The 19,824-nt window shown below is 64.2% G+C and carries 23 protein-coding genes and 1 tRNA gene; 6 read left to right on the top strand and 18 right to left on the bottom strand.

Features of this window, described 5'->3' with window-relative positions; all coding sequences use genetic code 11:
* Positions 1–43 precede the first annotated feature (43 nt).
* The 5 genes from ASD45_RS13805 to ASD45_RS13785 all read right to left on the bottom strand — a co-directional run bounded on the left by ASD45_RS13805 (position 44) and on the right by ASD45_RS13785 (position 3,771).
* Positions 44–550 (bottom strand): protein-tyrosine phosphatase family protein, encoded by a 507-nt coding sequence (locus ASD45_RS13805; protein WP_056912004.1) that lies wholly within the window; start codon positions 548–550, stop codon positions 44–46.
* A 39-nt stretch (positions 551–589) separates the two neighbouring features.
* On the bottom strand, positions 590–1,228 hold the full coding sequence (locus ASD45_RS13800; protein WP_056912003.1) for an HD family hydrolase: 639 nt from the start codon (positions 1,226–1,228) through the stop codon (positions 590–592).
* On the bottom strand, positions 1,225–1,857 hold the full coding sequence (locus ASD45_RS13795) for a DNA-3-methyladenine glycosylase I (RefSeq protein WP_056912002.1): 633 nt from the start codon (positions 1,855–1,857) through the stop codon (positions 1,225–1,227). The genes ASD45_RS13800 and ASD45_RS13795 overlap by 4 nt, the downstream gene beginning before the upstream one ends.
* A 36-nt stretch (positions 1,858–1,893) precedes the next feature.
* Positions 1,894–2,793 carry a LysR family transcriptional regulator gene (locus ASD45_RS13790; protein ID WP_056912001.1) on the bottom strand — a complete coding sequence of 300 codons (900 nt, stop codon included), beginning with the start codon at positions 2,791–2,793 and terminating at the stop codon, positions 1,894–1,896.
* Between the two features lie 72 nt (positions 2,794–2,865).
* Positions 2,866–3,771, bottom strand: a complete 906-nt coding sequence (locus tag ASD45_RS13785; protein ID WP_056912000.1) for a folate-binding protein YgfZ — start codon at positions 3,769–3,771, stop codon at positions 2,866–2,868.
* A 356-nt stretch (positions 3,772–4,127) separates the two neighbouring features.
* On the opposite strand from ASD45_RS13785, the gene ASD45_RS13780 reads away from it, so the two are divergent.
* Positions 4,128–4,868, top strand: coding sequence for a response regulator (locus ASD45_RS13780; RefSeq protein ID WP_056911999.1), 741 nt, complete (start codon positions 4,128–4,130; stop codon positions 4,866–4,868).
* A gap of 39 nt (positions 4,869–4,907) precedes the next feature.
* Here ASD45_RS13780 and ASD45_RS13775 read toward each other — a convergent pair whose 3' ends face one another.
* The 4 genes from ASD45_RS13775 to ASD45_RS13760 form a co-directional block, all read right to left on the bottom strand.
* Positions 4,908–5,174: a hypothetical protein gene (locus ASD45_RS13775; RefSeq protein WP_056911998.1), complete on the bottom strand. Its 267-nt coding sequence runs from the start codon at positions 5,172–5,174 to the stop codon at positions 4,908–4,910.
* Positions 5,175–5,344: 170 nt separating this feature from the next.
* A complete protein-coding gene (locus ASD45_RS13770; RefSeq protein ID WP_056912783.1) occupies positions 5,345–5,701 on the bottom strand; it encodes a TIGR02301 family protein in 357 nt (118 codons plus the stop codon).
* Positions 5,702–5,808: 107 nt separating this feature from the next.
* A complete protein-coding gene (locus ASD45_RS13765; RefSeq protein ID WP_056912782.1) occupies positions 5,809–6,252 on the bottom strand; it encodes an NUDIX domain-containing protein in 444 nt (147 codons plus the stop codon).
* 57 nt (positions 6,253–6,309) lie between these two features.
* Positions 6,310–6,843 carry a hypothetical protein gene (locus tag ASD45_RS13760; RefSeq protein ID WP_082540829.1) on the bottom strand — a complete coding sequence of 178 codons (534 nt, stop codon included), beginning with the start codon at positions 6,841–6,843 and terminating at the stop codon, positions 6,310–6,312.
* A 95-nt stretch (positions 6,844–6,938) separates the two neighbouring features.
* Here ASD45_RS13760 and ASD45_RS13755 point away from each other — a divergent pair, with 95 nt between their 5' ends.
* Positions 6,939–7,706, top strand: a complete 768-nt coding sequence (locus tag ASD45_RS13755) for an SOS response-associated peptidase (protein WP_056911997.1) — start codon at positions 6,939–6,941, stop codon at positions 7,704–7,706.
* Between the two features lies 1 nt (position 7,707).
* On the opposite strand, the gene ASD45_RS13750 is transcribed toward ASD45_RS13755, so the two are convergent.
* The 3 genes from ASD45_RS13750 to ASD45_RS13740 are packed head-to-tail and all read right to left on the bottom strand — an operon-like array spanning position 7,708 to position 10,574.
* Positions 7,708–8,145, bottom strand: coding sequence for a GNAT family acetyltransferase (locus ASD45_RS13750; RefSeq protein WP_056911996.1), 438 nt, complete (start codon positions 8,143–8,145; stop codon positions 7,708–7,710).
* 3 nt (positions 8,146–8,148) lie between these two features.
* On the bottom strand, positions 8,149–9,573 hold the full coding sequence (locus tag ASD45_RS13745) for an FAD-binding oxidoreductase (RefSeq protein WP_056911995.1): 1,425 nt from the start codon (positions 9,571–9,573) through the stop codon (positions 8,149–8,151).
* Positions 9,574–9,599: 26 nt separating this feature from the next.
* On the bottom strand, positions 9,600–10,574 hold the full coding sequence (locus ASD45_RS13740; RefSeq protein ID WP_056911994.1) for an L-threonylcarbamoyladenylate synthase: 975 nt from the start codon (positions 10,572–10,574) through the stop codon (positions 9,600–9,602).
* A 54-nt stretch (positions 10,575–10,628) separates the two neighbouring features.
* Between ASD45_RS13740 and ASD45_RS13735 the strand changes: the two genes are divergently transcribed.
* Together ASD45_RS13735 and ASD45_RS13730 are read left to right on the top strand one after the other, a co-directional pair.
* A tRNA-Pro gene (locus tag ASD45_RS13735) sits at positions 10,629–10,705 on the top strand.
* A 139-nt stretch (positions 10,706–10,844) separates the two neighbouring features.
* Positions 10,845–11,366 (top strand): hypothetical protein, encoded by a 522-nt coding sequence (locus ASD45_RS13730; RefSeq protein WP_056911993.1) that lies wholly within the window; start codon positions 10,845–10,847, stop codon positions 11,364–11,366.
* A 58-nt stretch (positions 11,367–11,424) separates the two neighbouring features.
* Here the strand turns inward: ASD45_RS13730 and ASD45_RS13725 are convergent, their stop codons facing one another.
* The 6 genes from ASD45_RS13725 to ASD45_RS13700 form a co-directional block, all read right to left on the bottom strand.
* A complete protein-coding gene (locus ASD45_RS13725) occupies positions 11,425–12,204 on the bottom strand; it encodes a MetQ/NlpA family ABC transporter substrate-binding protein (RefSeq protein WP_056911992.1) in 780 nt (259 codons plus the stop codon).
* Positions 12,205–12,227: 23 nt separating this feature from the next.
* Complete coding sequence (locus tag ASD45_RS13720) at positions 12,228–12,896, bottom strand: methionine ABC transporter permease (protein WP_056911991.1); 669 nt, start codon at positions 12,894–12,896, stop codon at positions 12,228–12,230.
* Positions 12,886–13,974 (bottom strand): methionine ABC transporter ATP-binding protein, encoded by a 1,089-nt coding sequence (locus ASD45_RS13715; protein ID WP_156380848.1) that lies wholly within the window; start codon positions 13,972–13,974, stop codon positions 12,886–12,888. The genes ASD45_RS13720 and ASD45_RS13715 overlap by 11 nt, the downstream gene beginning before the upstream one ends.
* 296 nt (positions 13,975–14,270) lie before the next feature.
* Complete coding sequence (locus tag ASD45_RS13710; RefSeq protein WP_056911990.1) at positions 14,271–15,218, bottom strand: DMT family transporter; 948 nt, start codon at positions 15,216–15,218, stop codon at positions 14,271–14,273.
* Entirely contained in the window at positions 15,215–15,904 is a 690-nt protein-coding gene (locus ASD45_RS13705) for a FadR/GntR family transcriptional regulator (protein ID WP_244485359.1), read from the bottom strand. Before ASD45_RS13705 ends, ASD45_RS13710 begins: the two co-directional genes overlap by 4 nt.
* 50 nt (positions 15,905–15,954) lie before the next feature.
* Entirely contained in the window at positions 15,955–16,665 is a 711-nt protein-coding gene (locus tag ASD45_RS13700) for a ribonuclease activity regulator RraA (protein WP_056911988.1), read from the bottom strand.
* 192 nt (positions 16,666–16,857) lie between these two features.
* Between ASD45_RS13700 and ASD45_RS13695 the strand changes: the two genes are divergently transcribed.
* Together ASD45_RS13695 and ASD45_RS13690 are read left to right on the top strand one after the other, a co-directional pair.
* Positions 16,858–17,823, top strand: coding sequence for a TAXI family TRAP transporter solute-binding subunit (locus ASD45_RS13695; protein WP_056912780.1), 966 nt, complete (start codon positions 16,858–16,860; stop codon positions 17,821–17,823).
* A 67-nt stretch (positions 17,824–17,890) separates the two neighbouring features.
* Positions 17,891–19,810, top strand: a complete 1,920-nt coding sequence (locus tag ASD45_RS13690; protein ID WP_056911987.1) for a TRAP transporter permease — start codon at positions 17,891–17,893, stop codon at positions 19,808–19,810.
* Positions 19,811–19,824: the final 14 nt, after the last annotated feature.

Here is a 19,824-nt window from a genome sequence, read left to right as displayed (position 1 = left end):
CGCCCCTTGTGCGCAGGCGGATGGCCGCCGATGCTGCGTGCGGTTAAGTCAGATCCAGCCGGAAGGGATGACCTTCCATCGCTTCCACGCCACGGCCCAGTGCATCGACGGCGCGGATCATGCGGCCGTCGCGCTTGAGCACCTCGTCGGCGATGGCGACGATGCGCTTGTTAGGCGAGGCGGTGGGCGAAGCGGCGCGGATCGCGCGGGCGATGTCGGCTTCGTCGCGCTGCGGATTAAGCGCGCAGGCGGCGGTGAAGGCGGCCGCGGTGGAGCGGCTGATGCCGGCGAAGCAATGCACGACCATCGGCGCCGAGCGGTCCCAGCGCTGCGCGAAATCGATTAGCCGCAGCACGTGGTCCTGCGCGGGAACGGTCGCGCCCTCTTCGGCGTCGACGATGTCATCGACCGCGAGGATGAGGTGGTTGTCCGCCACGATATGCGCCGGCCGGGTCACGCGGTCGGTCAGGCGCAGTAGCGTGACGATGTGTTGCGCCTTGGTCTCGTCGACCGTCTTGTAGAGGCGCGCCAGTGAACAGACGTGGATCATGGGCGCTTATCTAGGCTGATCCGGGGACCTTGAGAAGACTCAGTTCCGCTGCAGCTTTTCCACCCGCTCGGCCAGGCGCTTGGCGGCGGTGGAGGCGGGCCAGGGGGTGAGATAATCGCGCTCGATGGCGGCGGAATATTTCGGCGGCGGCCCGAAGAATTTTCGCGCCTCGGCCTCTTCAAACCCGGCGAGGCGGGTCGACTCCAGATAGGCGGCGTTGCGGTCGGCGGCCTTGATCAGTTTGGTCCAGCTCTCTGGAAGTTTCGGAGGCAGGCCAAAACGCAGATGGATCGCTCCGAGTAACCGGTTCTCCACCACCTTGTAGCTGTCGCCGATGACGGCCTTGAAGGGCGAAATCATGTCGCCGATCACGTATTCGGCGGCGTCATGCAGCAGGATCGCCAGCCGCATGCGATCGTCCAGATCGGCCGATTGAGCCCGCGCCAGGGCCTCGACCAGCAGCACATGCTGCGCCACCGAAAAGATGTGCGCGCCTTTGGTCTGGCCGTTCCAGCGCGCGACGCGCGCCAGGCCGTGGGCAATGTCCTCAAGTTCGACGTCGAGCGGTGACGGGTCGAGCAAATCGAGGCGGCGGCCGGACAGCATGCGCTGCCAGGCCCTTACAGACTTTGCCCGCGGCGCGGGCGCCGCATTCTTGACGATGGCGGGCTTCTTCATCGTTTCTTTTTCTTGCCGTGCTGGGCCGCGAGTTTGTTGCATTCGGCGTGGCACCAGCACGTCACCTCATGGTCGTTGACCATGCCGACGGCCTGCATGAACGCATAGACGATGGTCGGACCGACGAATTTAAAACCGTGCCCGATGAGTTGCTTCGACATCGCCTTGGAGACCGCCGTCTCGGCGGCGGGCTTCTGGCCGGCACGCAGCTTGGTATCGATCGGCTTGCCGCCGACATGGTCCCACAGCATCGCGGAAAATCCGGGGCCACTTTCCATGATCTTGAGATAGCAGCGGGCCGACAGGATCGCGCCTTCGATCTTGGCACGGTTGCGGACGATCCCGGCGTCCTGCATCAGCTTCTCGACTTTCTTCGGCGTATAGCGCGCGATCTTCGCAGGTTCGAAGTCGTCAAAGGCTTTGCGGAAATTGTCGCGTTTGCGCAGGATCGTGATCCACGACAGCCCGGCCTGAAAGCCGTCGAGGATCAGCTTCTCGAACAGCGCGCGGTCATCCCATTCGGGCACGCCCCATTCGTGGTCGTGATAGGCGACGTAGAATGGGTCGTCCTTCGGCCAGGGGCAGCGCTTCAAGCCGTCGGCGTGCAGAATCGTCTTTGGAACAGCCATGGCCAAGATATAGCGCCTCTCATTCGCGTTGTAATCTCACGCCGGCCGCTCGTTCTTGATGAAATCGACGAAGGCGCGCAGCGGCGCCGGCATATGGCGGCGGCTGGGGAAATAAAGATAGGGCCCGGGGAAACTCACTGACCATTCGTGCAGGATTTCGACGAGGTCGCCGCGTTGCAGCGCGGCGTCGAGAAATTCGTGGAACGTATAAACGATGCCGAGCCCGGCGACGGCCGCCTGCACTTCGATTTCCACATTCGTTGCCGCGATCGGACCGTCGGGTCCGATCTTCACTGCTTTGCCGCCTCGCTCGAACTCCCAGTCAGGCGAGCGGCCGCTGGCGAAGCGATGGCGGATGCAGGCGTGGTTGACGAGCTCGCTCGGATGGCGCGGCGTGCCGCGCGCGGCAAGATAGGCAGGCGCGGCGGCGGCGATGAAACGTTGCGTGCGCGGGCCGATCGGTACCGCGATCATGTCGCGCTCGAGTTTCTCCTCGTAGCGGATGCCAGCGTCGAAGCCCTCGGAGAATACATCGACGAAGGAGTCGCTCGCAGCGATCTCCATGGTGATGTCCGGGTGCAGGGTGAGGAAGCGGGTCACCAGCGGCGGCAGCACCTTGGCGGCGACGATCACCGGCACGTTCAGCCGCAACGTGCCGGCCGGACGGTCGCGTTGGCTTTTCACGGTCGCGAGGGCGCCCTCGATATCGGAAAGCGCCGGCGTCAGTTGCTGCAGCAGCCGCTCACCGGCCTCGGTTGGCGTCACGCTGCGCGTGGTGCGGTTGAGCAGGCGGACGCCGAGATCGGCCTCCAGACGCTTCAGTGCCTCGCTGAGCGAGGAGGGCGACACGTTGCGCAAGGACGCCGCGCCGCGGAAGCTCCGGGCTTGGGCGACTGCCATAAAGGCATCGAGATCGCTCAGATTGATAGCGGCCATTGTTCGATAATCCGTACGGTTCGGCCCGATAATAGCGGATAATCGTACGGGCGGCGAGGCGGTCGAGACCCGCTATTCCGCTGCCTTGGCGTCGCCGGGGAAGGCGAAACCGGCCCAGCCGGGCTTGGCCACCTGCAGGGTAACGCCGCCGGACGTGATCGGCGTGCCGCCGGCAAGGGCTTCCGCGACCCGGTCCAGCCTCAGCAAAGCGAGGCCGTGGCCATCGGCGGCCGAACCCATCATGCCGATCTGCTTGTCGCCAGCGATCACCTCGAGCCCCTGCATCGGCGCGCCGCCGTCATAGGTGACCGGCACCACACGGCTGCGGGCGTTCGCCCGGTGCTCGACACGGGAGACGACCTCCTGCCCGATGTAGCAGCCTTTGTGGAAATCGACGCCGTTGAGCTGGTCCATGTCCGCCTCATGCGGAAAGGTGCCTGCATAGACGAAATCCGCGCCGCCGCGCGGCACGCCGAGGGCGATCCGGTGCGCCTCGTAGGCCGCCGGATCGCTTACCGTCGCACCGAGATCGGCGGTCGCCTCAACGGTAACCTGCGGCGGCACGATAACGCGAACGCCGAGCGCCGGCAGGCGCGGGTCGGCAAAGCACAGCCCGTATTCGGTTTCAGTATGGCCGGCGGGGTTCTGGCCCGGCCAGACCGCCATCACGCCAAGCCGGTCCGATAGATCCTCGATCGTGACCTTGGCGCGCAGTTTGTAGAAGCCCAGCTTCTGGACCAGTGTGGGCGTCAGCGCTTTGGGGGCATCAACGAAGAATCCTCCGCCGTCCTCGGCACCGGCCTCCGCGACGAAGAAGTCGACGATGATCTTGCCCTGTGGCGTCAGCAGCGCGGCGTAACGCGCTTCGCCCGGCGTCAGCTTGTCAATGTCATTGGTGACGATGCCGTTGAGGAAGCGCCGGGCGTCCTCGCCCACGATCCTGATCACCCCCCGGTCGGGAAGCAGCGCTGCCAGCATGGAAGGCGTCCTACAATCCACGGAACCGGTCGTACAGGGCCGGAACTTCGAAGCCGAACATAAGCGTTGGCGCGCTTTCCTCAACCCCGTCGTTATTGGGCGGGTTCCAACCACAGATAATCGAGGTCCGGCTTGCTTCGCGTGCACGGCGAAGCCGGACCTGGCTCCAGGATACATTGCGACGGGAATGAACAAACCCGAGCAAGGTTTATTCATCGACGGGCGCCACGTTATTTAAAAAAAGTCCGCAGCATGGCGCGAAGTCATATTGCCAACATACGGAGAGCCTGTTTAACGATAGTCGCAAACCTGCGGCGGGGCGCAGGTATTTTCATATATTGGGGCGTGGGGCACCCATGAGCCACGATCTCGTGTCGCTCACGATGATGGTGATCGGAATGACGGGCCTGGAGCGGGAGCTCTGGCGCGAAGCTGCGACCATGTCGAGCATCCCCCTCGATTTCTCGATTTTCGATCCGGCCCCAGGCATAGTTGCGCTCGGCAATGGCGGCACCGATATCTGCATCCTTGACGGCGCGCTGCCGGAACCAGTGGCCGCGGCAGCACTGACCGCCACCAAGGCCGTCAAGCCGGCGCCGCGCGTGTTCATCTGCGCGGATGGCGATTACCCGCGGCCGTCCGGCGTCACCGCCACCTTCGAAAAGCCAGCGGATTCCGAGGCGGCCGGGCGCATCGTCGAGCGCTGTCTCCGCGCGACGGTGCCGACTCGCGTTCTTGTCGTCGATGACTCCAGCACGATGCGCGGCATCGTAAGAAAGATCCTGTCCGCGAGCCGCTTCAGGCTCGACCTGCACGAAGCCGGCGAGGGCCGTGCCGCGCTCGAGCGCTTGCGCCGGGAAAATTTCGGTATCGTCTTTCTCGACCACAACATGCCCGGCCTCGATGGCGTGGCCACCTTGTGCGAGATCAAACGAGAGACGCCGGACGTCGCCGTGGTAATGATGACCACGGCTGTCGAAGAACCGGTGGTCGAACGGGCGATGGCGGCGGGGGCACTCGGCTTTCTGAAAAAGCCATTTTACCCGGCCGACATCGACCGTGTGCTCGACCGCTATTACGGCTTCGCCTCGGCCTGAGCGCCCGATGTTTTCGTTGCAGGGAGAGGCGACCGGCGCTTACTGGCGCAACTGGTCGATCGAGAACTCGCCGTTGCGAATCCGGTTCGCCAGCCCTTCGGTAAAGGTCGCGGCCGCTTCTTCGCCATAGGTGGAGACGAACTCGGCCAGCGCCGTGAACAGGCAGGCTTGTGCAAGGCAGTCGCCATCGACGCCGTCGAGACGCGCCTCCGCCCAGGCTTCGTTCAGGTAGCTCAGCGCCACGCGCTTTTGCTCGTGGTCCGGCACCGGCTCGCGGCTGTGCGTTGGTCGCTCGGCAGTGTCCATTATTACCCGTCCCTCTGGCGTCCGGCTTCGGGACGTCAGTCTAATTCAGGGCTGAGCCTATCACGCGGGCCTTGCGGCAATAGCCCACACCTAAAGGAAAGGTTAATGCCTGTGGCTAAATCGGAACCGGGCGCAACCGCCCACTGCGGGGCCTAGCGACCTGTGGAACGTCAATTCGCGTAGCGGGCCGTGATCTCGCGGGCGATCCTGGCGCCTTCCTCGAGATAGCGCCGGATGGCCAAATCGGCAGCCGGCGTGCAGGTCCGGTAGGTCTGCTCGAAGCCGCGGTAGCCGCGGTTGTAGCGGGCGACGATCTGGCGCCGGCGTTCCCCGCTCGGCGCCTCGGCGTCGATCAGCGCCTGCATTTCGCTGCGCCATTTCTGGCCTTCATTGGCGCCGCACACCGTTCGCAGATACTGCAGCGAACCGAGGACCTCGGCGAGCCGCTGCAGGTCGGCATCGTAAGGCGCCGCCGGCGTCTCCTGGCCGGGCGCCGCCGACTGCGCCCGGGCGGGCAGCCCCGACAGGGCTAGGCAGAGAAGGGTCAGCACAAGCGTAATCGGTCGGCTCACAGGCGGGCTCTTGTTTGATCTCTGCGGAGATATGCGCCGGGATGCTGCTGTCCGCAAGGTCGCTAACGTGCCGGTTCGATGAGGGCGACCGCGGCCTCGACGATCTCGCCGAGGCCATCGGTTGTCTTCAAGACCGCCAGGTCGGCCGGCTCGAGCCAGCGCGCATCGCCGAGTTCGTCGTTGAGCCGGATTTCGCCGCCGACGAGACGGCTGGCAAAGCACAAGATGACGAAGTGATGCTTCACCGCGCCGTCGGCGTCGCGGACGATCGCTTCGCGGTGGCCGGCGAGCGCCACCGGCTCGATGGTGAGACCAGTTTCTTCTTCGACCTCACGGCGCACCGCCTCGAGCAAGGTCTCTCCCGTTTCCACCGCGCCGCCGGGCAGGGTGTAGAGCTCGATGGCCGGTTTGCGGGCGCGGCGAACTGCCAGCACCTTGCCGTTGTGGATAATCGCGGCGGAGACGGCGAGAAAGGGATGTTGGGGATAGGCACGCGGATCGGTCATGAGATCGATGCTACACGGCGCCGCGCCGGCGCGCACGCCAACGATTGCTCGATGGCTTCAGACGACCACGTCCATCGCCCGGTCGGCTGCCTCCTGGGGCAGCGCATCGGAAGCGGCAAGGCGCTGATTGTTGATCACCGCGCCGGCCTGTGCCACGAGCAGGCGCAACCAGGTGGCGGCACGCTCGGCGATGATGCCGGCGCGCGCGGCATCTGTCTCGGTGTCCAGCCGGTTGCGCGCGTGCTCGATGACAGTCGTCATGGTTCCGGCGAGCGCATCGAGCATGTCGCGCGCCACGGGATCGGCGGCGTCGTACGCGGCAATCGCCAGATCGCGCGCCTTGAAGCCCGATTGCCGGAAGTGTTCGCGGTAATTGCGGCGCCGCCAGGCCGCCAGATCGGCGCGGCAGTCCGCGCACTCAGCCGCCATTTCGAGCAGCATGATCGCTTCGTTGAAATGGTTGAGGTAATCGGTTGCAAGTCCGGTGGCGGGATTTATATGAGCCTCAGCCAAGCGCGCCGCCGCAGCGGCCGCGCCGTCGCTGGCGAGGTTGGTATCTGGCCCTGCAACGGCGCAGATCGGATGTTTCATCGGCCGCTGGACCCTGAAAATCGTCCCGAATGAATGTGGTATATTCAACTGGGTTAAGACGCGCTTAAACGGGATGTCAGGACAGGTTCTCAACGATGTGCGGCCGCTACACCCTGACCTCGTCACCGGAAGCGCTGCGTGCGCTGTTTCGCTACGCCGAGCAGCCGAATTTTCCCCCGCGCTATAATGTGGCGCCGACCCAGCCGATACCGGTGGTCTGTTTCATCAACGGTGAGCGAAAGTTCGCGCTGATGCGTTGGGGCTTGTTGCCGTCGTGGGTCAAGGACCCGAAGGCATTTTCGTTGATCATCAACGCCCGCGGCGAGAACGTTCTCGACAAGCCGGCCTTTCGCGCGGCGATGAAGCGCCGGCGCTGCCTGGTGCCGGCCGACGGCTTTTACGAGTGGAAGGCGGGCGGTGCCCGCAAGCAGCCTTATTTCATCCATGCCAAGTCGGGAGAACCTCTCGCCTTGGCCGGCTTGTGGGAGACGTGGACCGGACCGAATGGCGAGGAGTTGGACACGGTTGCCATCGTGACGACCGACGCCAATCGCACGCTGCAGCCGATGCATGACCGCATGCCGGTGATCGTGGCGCCGGAGGCGTTCGATCTCTGGCTCGATAGCGATCGTGTCGATGACAAAACGGCAGCGGCGTTGATAGCGCCGGCGCCGGATGATTTGCTCGACGCCCATCCGGTTTCGGTCGATGTCAATCGCGTCGCCAATGACGACGCTCATCTCGTTGAAGCGATTGATCTTGCCGCGGAGGCCGCGCCGCGACCGCCGCTTCAACACGCGGTCGAAGCGCCCAAGCGAGCGGTCAAACCGAAGCCCGACGACGGGCAGGGCCGGTTGTTCTAAATCACGGTGTCGGATCGCGGCCGTCGAGCCAACGCGCCAGTATCGTGCGCGGCTGATCGAAATAGCCGAGCTTCTCGTAGAAGGTCCGGACGCCGACATTGTCCGGCCGCACCATCAGCATCGCCTTGACGATGCCGCGCGCGCTCAGCCATTGCTCCGCCGAGCCGACCATGATGCGACCGTAACCGCGCTTCTGACAGGCCGGATCGACAGCAAGGTAATAGAACCAGCCGCGATGACCGTCATGGCCGACCATAACCGATGACGCGATCTTGCCGCCGGAGCGACCGATAAGAATGGCCGAGTTGGCCCCCTTGCGCGCGAAGTCGATATCCGAGCGCGGATCGTTCCACGGGCGGGTCAGGCCGCACGCCAGCCATAGCGCCACCACGGGCTCCACGTCGGCCTCGGTCATCTGACCGATAATCAATTCACTCATCGGTCAAAGCACCTTGCCGGGATTGAGAATGCCGTTCGGATCCAGCACCCGTTTGATATCGCGCATCAATGCCAAGGCCACCGGATCCTTCACCTTCGGCAGCTTGTCACGCTTGAGCTTGCCGATACCGTGTTCGGCCGAGATCGAACCGCCGTATTTCAAGACGATGCCGTCAACCACCGAATTGACTTCGTCCCAGCGCGCCAGGAACGTCTCCTTGTCGGCGCCGGCCGGCTGGCTGATGTTGTAATGGATGTTGCCATCGCCGAGATGGCCGAATGGCACCGGACGCGATCCCGGAATGAGCTTGATCACGGCATCTGCCGCTTCGGCGAGGAACGCGGGAATGGCGGCGACGGGCACCGAGACGTCGTGCTTGATCGAACCGCCTTCCGGCTTCTGCACTTCGGTCAAAGTGTGGCGCATGTGCCAGAACGATTTCGCCTGGTCGATGTTGGCGGCGATCGTGGCGTCGCTGACCAGTTCCTGCTCGATGGCGTTGCCGAGAAACTCCTCGAGATTGTCGCGCAATCCTTCGGCCTGCTGCGACGACACTTCCATCAGCACGTACCACGGATGCGGCGAGGCCAGCGGATCGCGCACGTTATGGCCGTGTTTAATCGCGAAGTCGATGATGCCGCGGATCATGAGTTCGAAGCCGGTCAGCGTGCCGCTGATCTGCGACTGCGCCAGGTTGAGCAGTTTCACCGCGGCTTCCGGCGATGGCACGGCGAGGAAAGCGGTTTCGAGTGCACGCGGCCGCGGAAAAAGTTTCAGCACCGCCGCGGTGATGACGCCGAGCGTACCTTCGGCGCCGACGAACAGGTGACGCAGGTCGTAGCCGGTATTGTCCTTCTTCAGCTTGCGCAGCAGGTTCATGATGCGCCCGTCGGCCAGCACGACTTCGACGCCGACCATCAACTCGCGGGCGACGCCATAAGCGAGCGCGCCGGTGCCGCCGGCATTGGACGACAGATTGCCGCCGATGGTGCAGCTGCCTTCCGAGCCGAGCGATAGCGGAAACAGCCGGTCGGCCGCCGCGGCCGCTTCCTGCGCTTTCTGCAAGACGACGCCGGCCTCGCAGGTCATGGTGTTCGATTGCACGTCGACGTCGCGGATCTTGTCGAGCCGCGCCAGCGACAGAATGAGTTCGCCGTCGAAGGGAATCTGGCCGCCGACCAGTCCGGTGTTGCCGCCTTGCGGCACGATGGCGGTACGCGTTTCGTTGGCGAGCTTGAGAATGGCCGCGACTTCCGCGGTCGAACCGGGCCTCAGCATCATCGCCGTGCGGCCGTGATAGAGCCCGCGGCCTTCGATCAGATGCGAGGCAAGGTCGTTCGGGTCGGTCACGGCATATTTGTCGCCGACGATCGCCGCGAAACGTGTCAGGATTTCGGGCGCAGGCGAATGGCGCAGCGGCGAGTTCATGAAGGCGTTTCCTGTGACGGCTCTTGTTATGGCTTCGGCGCGGCAGCACGCGCAAGGCGGTCATTGATCGCTTCGCCGAGGCCTTCGTTCGGCACCGGCATGACCGCAACCATGGTGGCACCTGCGGCATCGAGCTGGCGCAACTGCGAGAACAGATTGGCGGCGGCTTCGACCAGATCGCCGCGCGGCGACAGGTTGAACACGGTTCCGGCAAACTTGGCGGCCGGACCGAAGGCGAGCAGCGCTTCATCCGGTCGCGGCTCGGCCGCGTTGAGCCTCAGCGTGGCCTTGGGAGCGTAGTGCGATGCCAGCATGCCTGGCGCCAGCGGCGCCTCCTCGTCGATATGCGCGGCGGCGTCCTTCAGCGGCCGGCCGAGCACGCGTTCGATCTTGGCGCGCGCCAGCCCGCCGGGCCGCAGCAAGGTCGGTTCGTCGATCAGCGCGACCACGGTCGATTCGATGCCGACGCGGCAGGGACCGTCGTCGAGGATGAGGTCGATGCGGCCGCGCAGATCGGCCAGCACGTGAGCGGCGGTGGTCGGCGAAACGTGGCCCGAGCGATTGGCCGATGGCGCCACCACGGGCCTGCCGAATGCCTTGAGCAGGGCCGTCGCGATCGGATGCGCCGGCACGCGCAGGGCGATGCTGTCGAGGCCGGCCAACGCCAAGCTCGACACCGGGCAGTCTGAGCGTTTGGGCAGTACCAAAGTCAGCGGTCCCGGCCAGAAGGCAGCGGCGAGCCGTTCGGCCTCGGCATTGAACAGAGCCAGGCTGCGCGCCGCGGCAAGGTCGGGGATATGCGAGATCAGCGGATTGAAGGCCGGCCGCCCCTTGGCGGCGTAAAGCCTCGCCACCGCCTCGCCATGGGTGGCATCGGCGCCGAGGCCGTAGACGGTCTCGGTCGGGAACGCCACCAGGCCGCCCGCCGCCAGGCAGTCTGCGGCCGTCCGGACCGCGTCCGGATCGGCTGGCAATACCCGCGTTTGCGGCTCGGCGCTCATTTCGTCTCTCAAGCTTGCGGTTTTAGACGGGGGGGTTATAAGGCCGCCCACAGTCGGAGTGTAGCGCAGTCTGGTAGCGCACCTCGTTCGGGACGAGGGGGTCGCAGGTTCAAATCCTGCCACTCCGACCATTTTCCCCCACATCCTCAACCGTTTGATGCGCGTCACCGCATTACCTCTTTGCCGTGGCCGGGCGCTACGCTAAATCTATGATCCCCCAGGTTGCTAAAACACATAATTCCCCTGGGGGTAGGGGTTGGGGGACTTTCAATGACGACGAAATTGCTGGCCGCGCTTGGCGCGGTCGCGCTGCTGCTGTGCGGCTGCGCTTCGGTGACACGCGGCACGAGCGAGCCGGTGGTGTTTGAGTCCGAGCCGTCCGGGGCGGAGATGCACTCCGTGCTGGACTATCCCTGCGGCGGGCCATGCCCTGTGCGCGACGGGAAGGTCGGCAGCGCCGCGGCTTACGAGGAAAATCCGCAGACCGAGCCGATCCCGGGGCCGGCCTGCGTGACACCGTGCACGGTGCAGGTCGCGCGCAATCAGGATCTCGTCGTTACCTTCACGAAGGCTGGCTACAAGCCGAAGACGGTGAAGCTCGGGCGCGAAGTGTCCGGCAATGGCGGCCTGGGCTTCGCCGGCAACATCATCGCAGGCGGCGCGGTCGGAATGGTGACCGATGGCATCACCGGCGCGGCGATGGATCACAAGCCCAATCCGCTGCACGTCGTATTGGAGCCCGTCGCGCCGACGGCCCCGGCTAAGCCGGCCGCCAAGCCGAAGCGCAGCTAAAATCATCCCGCGCAGGGAACGCCGCTATGCGGCATCCCTGCGCGGTCTCGATTGAAGCTTACCAGCTCGGCAGCACCGCGCCCTTGAACTTCTCAAGCACGAAGGCCTTCACCTCGGGGGTGTAATAGGCCTCGAGCAGGGTCTTCACCCAGGGCTTGTCCTTGTCGACTGTGCGTACAGCGATGATGTTGACGTAGGGACCCTTGGCGTCCTCCTTGAGGATGGCGTCGTTCAGCGTCAGCCCGGCCTGTGTCGCATAGTTGGTGTTGATCGAGGCGGCATCGACGTCCTCGAGCGAGCGCGGCGTCTGCGCGGCCTCGACTTCGATGAATTTCAGCTTCTTCGGATTGTCGATAATGTCGGCGATGCTCGGCTTGATGCCCGCTTCCGGCTTGAGCTTGATGAAGCCCTTGTCCTGCAACAGCAGCAACGAGCGGCCGCCATTGGTCGGGTCGTTCTGGATGGCGATCTTGCCGCCGTCCGGCACTTCGGCGAAGGACTTGTGCTTCTTCGAGTAGATGCCGAGCGGGAAATTCAGCGTGAAGCCGGCGCTCTCGATCTTGAAGCCGCGGTCCTTCTTCTGGTTCTCCAGATAGGGCAGGTGCTGGAACGAATTGGCCTGGATTTCTCCGGCGTCCAGGGCTGTGTTCGGAATGACGTAATCCGAGAATTCGATGATCTGAATGTCGAGGCCCTTTTTCGCAGCGATGGGCTTGACGAATTCGAGCACCTGGGCGTGCGGCCCGGGCGTGACGCCGATCTTGATGGTTTCGGCTTGCGCCGCGCCGAGGCCGACGATCACGGCGACGGCAGCAGTCAGGATATGACGCACGAACATGCTGGTTCTCCCTTGAGTATGCATCAGGACGAGTGACGAAGACGTTTGTTGAGACGGCGCGAAAGGCGGTCGCCGAAGGATTGCACGCTCTGCACCAGGACGATGAGGACGACGACGACGACGGCCATCACTTCCGGCATGAAGCGCTGGTAGCCGTAACGGATGCCGAGATCGCCGAGGCCGCCGCCGCCGACGACGCCGACGATGGCCGAGAAGCCGATAAGGTTGACCGCAGCCAGCGTCGGGCCGAGCACGATGCCGGGAAGCGCTTCCGGAATGAGTACCTTGCGCACGATCTGCAACGGCGTGGCGCCCATGGCCCGCGCCGCTTCGACCAGGCCGTAATCGACCTCGCGGATGGCGGCTTCGATCAGCCGGGCGATGAACGGAATCGCCGCGAGCGTCAGCGGCACGACTGCCGCGGTGGTGCCGATCGAGGTGCCGGCGATCAGCCGCGTGAACGGGATGATGGCCACGACGAGAATGATGAAGGGCGTCGAACGCGTCGCGTTGGCGGCGAAGCCGAGCACGGTTTTGGCCGCCGGGAAGGCGAGCAACTCGCCCTTGCCGCCGGTCGCGAGGAAGATGCCGAGCGGCAGGCCGACCAAGGTGCCGAAGCTCAGGGCCAGCGCCACCATGTAAAGCGTGTCGACGGTGGCATCGACGATCAGGCGGATGATTTCAGGCGACATGGCCGAGCAACTCCGCGCCGACGCCGTAGCGGGCAAGATAGGCGACAATCTCTTCCGCCGGCTTGCCGCCGTCGATGCTGGCGATGAACCAGCCAAACGGCTTGCCGGACAGCGTATCCACGGTCGCGGTGATGATGTTGACATCAACCCCGAGTTCGCGCGTCAGCTTCGAAAGCACGGCTTCGTCGGCCGATGCGGTCCGGAACACGATGCGGATGATGGTCTTGCCGCCGGGCGATGCCGATGCCTGCAGCCTTGCTCTCAACTCTTCGGGCAACTGCCGTCCGGCGTCGTTGGCGAAGAACGATCGCGTCACGGCGTGCTGGGGTTGCGTGAAGACGTCGTAGACGTTGCCGTGCTCGACGACGCGGCCGCCCTCAAGCACGACGACTTCGTCGGCGATCGCGCGCACGACCGACATTTCGTGCGTGATCAAGAGGATTGTCAGGCCGAGCTCGCGATTGACGGTCTTGAGCAGGTCGAGGATCGACCGCGTCGTTTCCGGATCAAGCGCCGATGTCGCTTCATCGGAGAGCAGGAGCTTGGGCTCGGTCGCCAGCGCCCGTGCGATGCCGACCCGCTGCTTCTGTCCGCCCGAGAGTTCGCTAGGATAGCGGTCGCGCTTGTCTGCGAGGCCGACGAGGTCCAGCAGCGCATTGACGCGTGCGGCGATGGCCGCCTTTGCCGTGCCCGCGATCTCGAGCGGCAGTCCGACATTCTCGAAAACGGTGCGCGATGACAGCAGATTGAAATGCTGAAAGATCATGCCGATCTGGCGCTGAGTCTGCCGCAAGGCGCCGCCGCCCAATGTTCCGACGTCGACGCCGTCGAACAGCACGCGGCCGCCGGTCGGAGTCTCGAGGCCGTTGACGAGCCGGATGAGGGTGGATTTGCCAGCGCCGCTGCGGCCGATGACGCCCATGATTGACCCGGTCGGCACGGCCAGCGAGATATCGTGCAGGGCCGCGACTTCGCCGGCGCTGCCGCGCGCGGCGAAAGCTTTATGCACACGATCGAAGACGACAATGCCGGCAGACCGCGCGTCGGTTCGGTTCTGGCTTGTGCTCGTGCTGTTCAAGGGTAATAGGCCTGTCGAAAGTACGGTTCGGCGCCCGGGCGGGTCGCCCAGGTGGAGGGCTACGTTATCCGACAGTTGCGAGGTTGTGCTCAAGATCAGTTGGCCTTCGGGAAGGTCGGCATTCGTCGCGGCAGGGCTCTGTCCTGCGGTCAGCCCGGCCGCACGTCAATGGCCGCTGGCAAATAAGAAACAGGACTGCGCCTTTTAACACTCACAGGGAAATTGCCGCTCCTGTCGTGAGCCGGCGACGAAATCTCCTTCTCCCCTCGCGTACCGGCCGGTCGGTTGGCGGGTACCTATCCTTTGGGAACGGGAGATGTGCCCTTCCGCGAGGCGAGATAGACGCCGCTCAGGATCAGAGCGAAGCCGACGATGTGGAACGTATATAGATGCTCGCCCAGAACCGTCGTGGCGATCACCGCTGTGAAGACCGGGATGAGGTGAAGGAAGGGACCGGCGCGGTTGGCGCCGATCAGCGCGATGCCTCGGTTCCAGAGCGCATAGGCGAACAGCCCCGGAAAGAACGAGACATAAGCCAGCGTGCCGAAGGTCAGCCACGTCGCCTTGGGTGTGAAGCCTCCAGCCCATTCCCACGCCGCGAAGGGCAGGGTGACGACGGTCGATACCGTCGCGAGGATGAACAGCATGGTCAGAGGTTCGATCCTCGGCGACAGCCGAAGCGATGTCGAATAGAGCGCAAACACCAGCATGGTGAAAAGCGTGATCAGGTCGCCTTCATTGAATGCAAGCGCGCGCAGGTTCGTCAGATCGCCATGGGCAACGATGGCGACCACACCCAGCGACGATACGACGATGCCAGCGAGTTGCATGCGCGACACCCGGTCACGAAACACCGCGGCGCTGACGACGACGATCAGCACCGGCACCAGCGAGTTAAGCACCGACACGTTGAGCGCATTGGTGTGCTGTAGGCCGACATATTGCAGGCTGGTGAAGAGGGCGCCTCCGCTGAACGCCAGCCAGAACACGATCTTCCAGTGTGCCACGATCGTCGGCCAGTCCTGCCGGAGCTTCTGCCGCACGAACGGCCACAGCAGCAGGGTCGGCACCAGCCAGCGCACCAGGGCAATGGTGAGCGGCGGCACCTCACCGCCGGCGGCGCGCCCGATCACATGGTTGCCGGACCAGAACAGCGAGGTGAGTGCGAGAAGGAGATAGGCATTGCCGGAAAACCGGGCGACGAGCCCGGGTGATGCCGGCGTGGACGGCGATTGCGCGGTCATGCCGGCACGTTGTCGAACATGCGCCGCCGCGCGTTGGCGATGTGATCTTCCATGGCGTGACGCGCGGCTTGCGGATCGCGCGCCTCGATGGCGGCGAGGATGACGCGGTGCTCATCCTGGACCGCGAGCACGCGCTCGGCCTTCCGTAACCGCGACAGATTGCGGGTCAGGTTCATGCCGAAACGGATATGGGGTTGCAGCGACGTCTGCATCGAAACGTAATACGGGTTATGGGTCGCCTTGGCGATAGCCAGATGAAAACGTTCGTCTGCCTCAACGCCGAGTTCGTTCTTGCGGATCGCGACTTCCAGTGCGTCGAAAGCCGCCCGGATCTCGGCCAGATCGGCTTCCTCCCACCGTTCCGCAGCGAGTGCCGCGGCGCCGCCTTCGATGGCGTGGCGGAATTCGAAACAGCGCTGGACGTCGTCAATCGAACCGCCGGGCGTGAAGTGCAGCACCGCGACGTCCGGCCGGCGTTTCACATAGCTGCCGGAGCCCTGGCGCGAGACGATAATGCCGTCATCGCGCAGGCGCGCCAGCGCTTCGCGCACCACCGGCCGCGAAGCGCCGAAGCGCAACGCCAGCTCCGTCTCGGATGGTAGCCGGGAATTCACCGCGAATTCGCCGGCAACGATGGTCTCGAAGATGCGCTGATAGATTCCGGTGCTGCGCCTGGCCTCGCTCAAGGGCGTCGTCGTCGATGCTGACCTCTCAAGCGACATGAGGGACTACGACCTCAACGGTCTTTGGCTTTGCGCCAGCGGGCGAAGTCCTCTTTCGCCTCGGGCGACGGCGGATAGATGCCGAAGATGCTTTTGCCCTCCATCACCTTCTCCTGCACGAAATCCTCGAACACGGTCTGCTCGAAGGCTTCGTCGGCGACGTCGTCGGCGATGTGCTGCGGGACCACGACGACGCCTTCGGCGTCGCCGACGATGATGTCGCCGGGATAAACCGAAACCTCGCCGCAGGCGATCGGCAGGTTAAGATCGACAGCGTGATGCTTGATCAGGTTGGTCGGCGCCGCAGGCTGCGCATGATAGGCGGGGAAGGGCATGGCGGCGATTTCCGGCGTATCGCGGAAGCCGCCGTCGGTGACGATGCCAGCGCAGCCGCGCTTCCACAGCCGGGTGAGCAGGATGTTGCCGGCGGAAGCCGCCGAGGCGTTACGCCGGCTGTCGATCACGAACACTGCCCCGGCCGGGCATTCCTCGACGCCCTTGCGCTGCGGATGGCTGCGATCCTCGAACACGCCAAGATGGTCCAGATCCTCGCGCGCGGGGATATAGCGCAGCGTATAGGCGGGGCCGACCATGTTCGGTTTGTCGCCGGCATTGATGCGATGGATGCCGGCGATGAAGGTATTGCGGAACCCGCGCTTGAACAAAACGGTGGTCAAGGTCGCGGTCGAGACCGCCATGAGTTTGGATTTTGTGGTCTCGCGCATCGCTGTCCTCGGGATGAATTCGGTTGGCGCGCGACACTGGTCCGGCTCCGTCAATGTTGTCAAGAGTTGTAAATTAGACTTGTGCGACAGGGCGGCCGCCAAGTAAGGTCGAAGCTCGATCAAAAAAATGCCGTCCATCGAGGCGGAAGCAAAAGCCCGCAGCACCACAAGCGGGCAGTGGAGGAGGCGACGATGGTGAAATTTTCATACTCGAAACTTGTCTTGAATATGGGCCTTGCGACGGGTCTCGCCGTGGCCGTGGCCCAACCGGCGGCCGCTACTGACATCAAGTTGATGACCGGCCCGCAGGGTGGCGTCTGGGTTCCGCTCGGCGGCCAGCTCAAGGACATGTGGGAAAAGGCCGTGCCGGGCCTCAATGTGCAATCGCTGCCGGGCGCCGGCATCGCCAATGTGCGCGGCGTCGATGAAGGCAAGGCCGATGTCGGCTTCGGCAACTCGATCTCGACCGTCGACGGGCTGAAGGGCAATGCGCCGTTCACCAAGCCGACGTCGAACGTCTGCAACGTCGCTACGCTCTATCCGCAATACTATCAGCTCGTCGTCGCCGCGGACTCCGGGGTTAAGTCGATCAAGGACCTCAAGGGCAAAGGCGTCACCACGCAACAGCGCGGCAACACCGGCGAACTGATCACGGGCCAGCTGCTCAAGGTCAACGGCATGTCGTACAACGACGTGAAGATGAGCTTCGTCTCGTACACCGACTCGGTGACGCAGATGCAGGATGGTCACGCCGTTGCCTTTGGTCTCGGCACCACCATTCCGTCGGGATCGGTGATGGATCTTGCCTCCGCGCGGGAGGTTAAGATCCTCGACCTCGCCGATCAGCTCAAGGCGATGCGCGATCTCAACCCCGGTTATACGCTCGTCAGCATTCCGAAGGGTACGTACCCGAAGCAGGACAGCGACGTGAAGGTGATCGGCTACGCGACGCACATCGTCGCGTCGTGCAAGCTCCCGGCCGACATGGTCTATGCCATGACCAAGGCGATGGCGCAGAACGTGGCGTCGATGTCCGCGGTCAACAAGTCGATGTCTGACCTGACGCCGAAGGGCATGGCCGAAGACATCGGGGTTCCGTTCCACCCGGGCGCCGCCAAGTTCTACAAGGAAGCCGGCATCACGGTAGCTACTAAGTAAATGTTGCGACCGCCGGCCGCGCTTGCCGCGGCCGGCGTTTCCTTTTGGTCACGGGGGCGGGACTAACATGCAGATCGACACCAGCTATCGCGGACTACTGCGGATCGCCCTCTATGTCATCTCGATCGCGATGGCGCTCTATCATATGTGGGCGATCGCCTTCGGCTCGCCCGAGGCGGTGCTGTTCCGCGGCACGCATCTGCTGTTTGCCTTGGTGCTGGTGTTTCTGCTGTTCCGCCTCGGCTCGAAGACCGAGGACATGGAGCTTGCCCAGGGCGCTCAGGTCGAGGGCGAGGCCAAGCTGTCGCTGCCGAGTACGCTCGATTATGTCCTGATGGTCGTTGCGGTGACGCCGATCCTCTATCTGTTCGTCAACTACGAATACATCGTTAACCGCATCTTCTACATCGACGATCTGACGCCGCTGGACATGACCATGGGCGTCATCATGACGCTGGTCGTCCTTGAGGCGACGCGCCGCGTGATCGGCTGGGCGCTGCCGGTGACCGCCATCGTCTTTCTGATCTATGGCCTGTTCTTCGCCAAGCTCGAGCCGATGCGGATGCTCGACCAGCTTTACATGACGACGGAAGGCATCTTCGGAATTCCGCTGTCGGTGTCGGCCGGCTATGTCCTGATTTTCGTGCTGTTCGGCTCGTTCATGGAGCGCACCGGCACCGGACAGTTGTTCATGGACTTCGCCATGAGCCTCACCGGCAATCAGGCCGGCGGTCCGGGCAAGGTCTCGGTGGTGTCGTCGAGCCTGTTCGGCACGATTTCCGGCAGCGCCGTGGCCAATGTCATGGTCGACGGGCCGATCTCGATTCCGCTGATGAAGCGCTCGGGCTTTTCTCCGCATTTCGCCGCCGGCGTCGAGGCGACCGCTTCGACCGGCGGCCAGATCATGCCGCCCATCATGGGCGCCGCCGCCTTCGTGATGGCCGAGTTTCTCGCCGTGTCTTACGGGCAGGTGGTGATCTGGGCGATCATTCCCGCGATCCTCTACTACGTGTCGTGTTTCGCCGCGGTGCATTTCGAGGCGAAGCGGCGGGGGCTGCTCGGCCTGCCACGCTCGGAATTGCCGCGATTGGGCGAAACGCTTCGCGTGCGCGGCCATCTGTTCATTCCGGTGATCCTGATCCTCACCGTCATGTATTCCGGGTACAGCGCGCCGCTCGCGGCGCTGGTCGGCACGCTGGCGTGTTTTCCGGTGGCCGCGTTGCGCAAAACCACCCGCGGGTACGTCAACCTGAAGAATCTGCTCGATGCCTTCGTCGACGGCGCGCGCAACGCGCTTGGCGTGGCCTGCGCCTGCGCCTGCGCCGGCATCGTCATTGGCGTGGTCACACTCTCCGGCGTCGGCATCGTCTTCACCCAGGTTGTCACCCATGTCTCCGAACACACCCTGTTGCTGGCGCTGGTCATGACCATGTGCGCCGGCATCGTGCTTGGCATGGGCATGCCGACGACGCCGGCCTATATCATCATGACGGCGCTGCTGGTGCCGGCGATCATCAAGCTCGGCGTCATCCCGCCGGCCGCCCATATGTTTGCGCTGTACTTCGCGGTGCTGTCGGCGATTACGCCGCCGGTGGCGCTGGCGGTGTTCGCCGCCGCGGGCATCGCCAAGGCCGACCTCTGGCAGGCCGGCTGGGCGGCCGTGAAAGTCGGGGCGGCGGGCTTCATCGTGCCGTTCATGATTGTCTACGAGCCGGCGTTGCTGATGATTGGGGACTGGCCGACGATCGTCGGTTCCTTCCTCACCTCCTGCTTCGGAATTCTCATGTTCGCGGGCGGCCTGCATGGCTACTTCATCACCGCGACGACGCCCTGGCAGCGGGCTTTGCTCATCATCGGCGGTCTGTTATTGATCAAGCCTGGCCTGGAGACTGACCTGATCGGGGCGCTTGTCGCCGCGGTGGTCATTGCGACTCAAATCGCCGCCCGGCGAAATGCACCGCAGACGGCGCCGGCAAAATCCACCTGAGTTCGACGAAGAAG

This window comes from Pseudolabrys sp. Root1462 (genome assembly GCF_001426945.1).
Taxonomy (GTDB): Bacteria; Pseudomonadota; Alphaproteobacteria; order Rhizobiales; family Xanthobacteraceae; genus Pseudolabrys.
Note: the sequence above shows the minus strand (reverse complement) of the source record. Positions and strands in the feature narration are given on the sequence as shown.

What these genes read in the sequence shown, in the direction of transcription:
- ASD45_RS13690 (WP_056911987.1), top strand. Translation starts at nt 17,891, where the DNA reads ATGCAGATCGACACCAGCTATCGCGGACTACTGCGGATCGCCCTCTAT.
- ASD45_RS13785 (WP_056912000.1), bottom strand. Translation starts at nt 3,771, where the DNA reads ATGCTGGCAGCGCTGCTTCCCGACCGGGGGGTGATCAGGATCGTGGGC.
- ASD45_RS13765 (WP_056912782.1), bottom strand. Translation starts at nt 6,252, where the DNA reads ATGACCGATCCGCGTGCCTATCCCCAACATCCCTTTCTCGCCGTCTCC.
- ASD45_RS13805 (WP_056912004.1), bottom strand. Translation starts at nt 550, where the DNA reads ATGATCCACGTCTGTTCACTGGCGCGCCTCTACAAGACGGTCGACGAG.
- ASD45_RS13700 (WP_056911988.1), bottom strand. Translation starts at nt 16,665, where the DNA reads ATGCGCGAGACCACAAAATCCAAACTCATGGCGGTCTCGACCGCGACC.
- ASD45_RS13720 (WP_056911991.1), bottom strand. Translation starts at nt 12,896, where the DNA reads ATGTCGCCTGAAATCATCCGCCTGATCGTCGATGCCACCGTCGACACG.
- ASD45_RS13725 (WP_056911992.1), bottom strand. Translation starts at nt 12,204, where the DNA reads ATGTTCGTGCGTCATATCCTGACTGCTGCCGTCGCCGTGATCGTCGGC.
- ASD45_RS13775 (WP_056911998.1), bottom strand. Translation starts at nt 5,174, where the DNA reads ATGGACACTGCCGAGCGACCAACGCACAGCCGCGAGCCGGTGCCGGAC.
- ASD45_RS13695 (WP_056912780.1), top strand. Translation starts at nt 16,858, where the DNA reads ATGGTGAAATTTTCATACTCGAAACTTGTCTTGAATATGGGCCTTGCG.
- ASD45_RS13730 (WP_056911993.1), top strand. Translation starts at nt 10,845, where the DNA reads ATGACGACGAAATTGCTGGCCGCGCTTGGCGCGGTCGCGCTGCTGCTG.
- ASD45_RS13745 (WP_056911995.1), bottom strand. Translation starts at nt 9,573, where the DNA reads ATGAACTCGCCGCTGCGCCATTCGCCTGCGCCCGAAATCCTGACACGT.
- ASD45_RS13750 (WP_056911996.1), bottom strand. Translation starts at nt 8,145, where the DNA reads ATGAGTGAATTGATTATCGGTCAGATGACCGAGGCCGACGTGGAGCCC.
- ASD45_RS13710 (WP_056911990.1), bottom strand. Translation starts at nt 15,218, where the DNA reads ATGACCGCGCAATCGCCGTCCACGCCGGCATCACCCGGGCTCGTCGCC.
- ASD45_RS13800 (WP_056912003.1), bottom strand. Translation starts at nt 1,228, where the DNA reads ATGAAGAAGCCCGCCATCGTCAAGAATGCGGCGCCCGCGCCGCGGGCA.
- ASD45_RS13790 (WP_056912001.1), bottom strand. Translation starts at nt 2,793, where the DNA reads ATGGCCGCTATCAATCTGAGCGATCTCGATGCCTTTATGGCAGTCGCC.
- ASD45_RS13755 (WP_056911997.1), top strand. Translation starts at nt 6,939, where the DNA reads ATGTGCGGCCGCTACACCCTGACCTCGTCACCGGAAGCGCTGCGTGCG.
- ASD45_RS13760 (WP_082540829.1), bottom strand. Translation starts at nt 6,843, where the DNA reads ATGAAACATCCGATCTGCGCCGTTGCAGGGCCAGATACCAACCTCGCC.
- ASD45_RS13780 (WP_056911999.1), top strand. Translation starts at nt 4,128, where the DNA reads ATGAGCCACGATCTCGTGTCGCTCACGATGATGGTGATCGGAATGACG.
- ASD45_RS13740 (WP_056911994.1), bottom strand. Translation starts at nt 10,574, where the DNA reads ATGAGCGCCGAGCCGCAAACGCGGGTATTGCCAGCCGATCCGGACGCG.
- ASD45_RS13795 (WP_056912002.1), bottom strand. Translation starts at nt 1,857, where the DNA reads ATGGCTGTTCCAAAGACGATTCTGCACGCCGACGGCTTGAAGCGCTGC.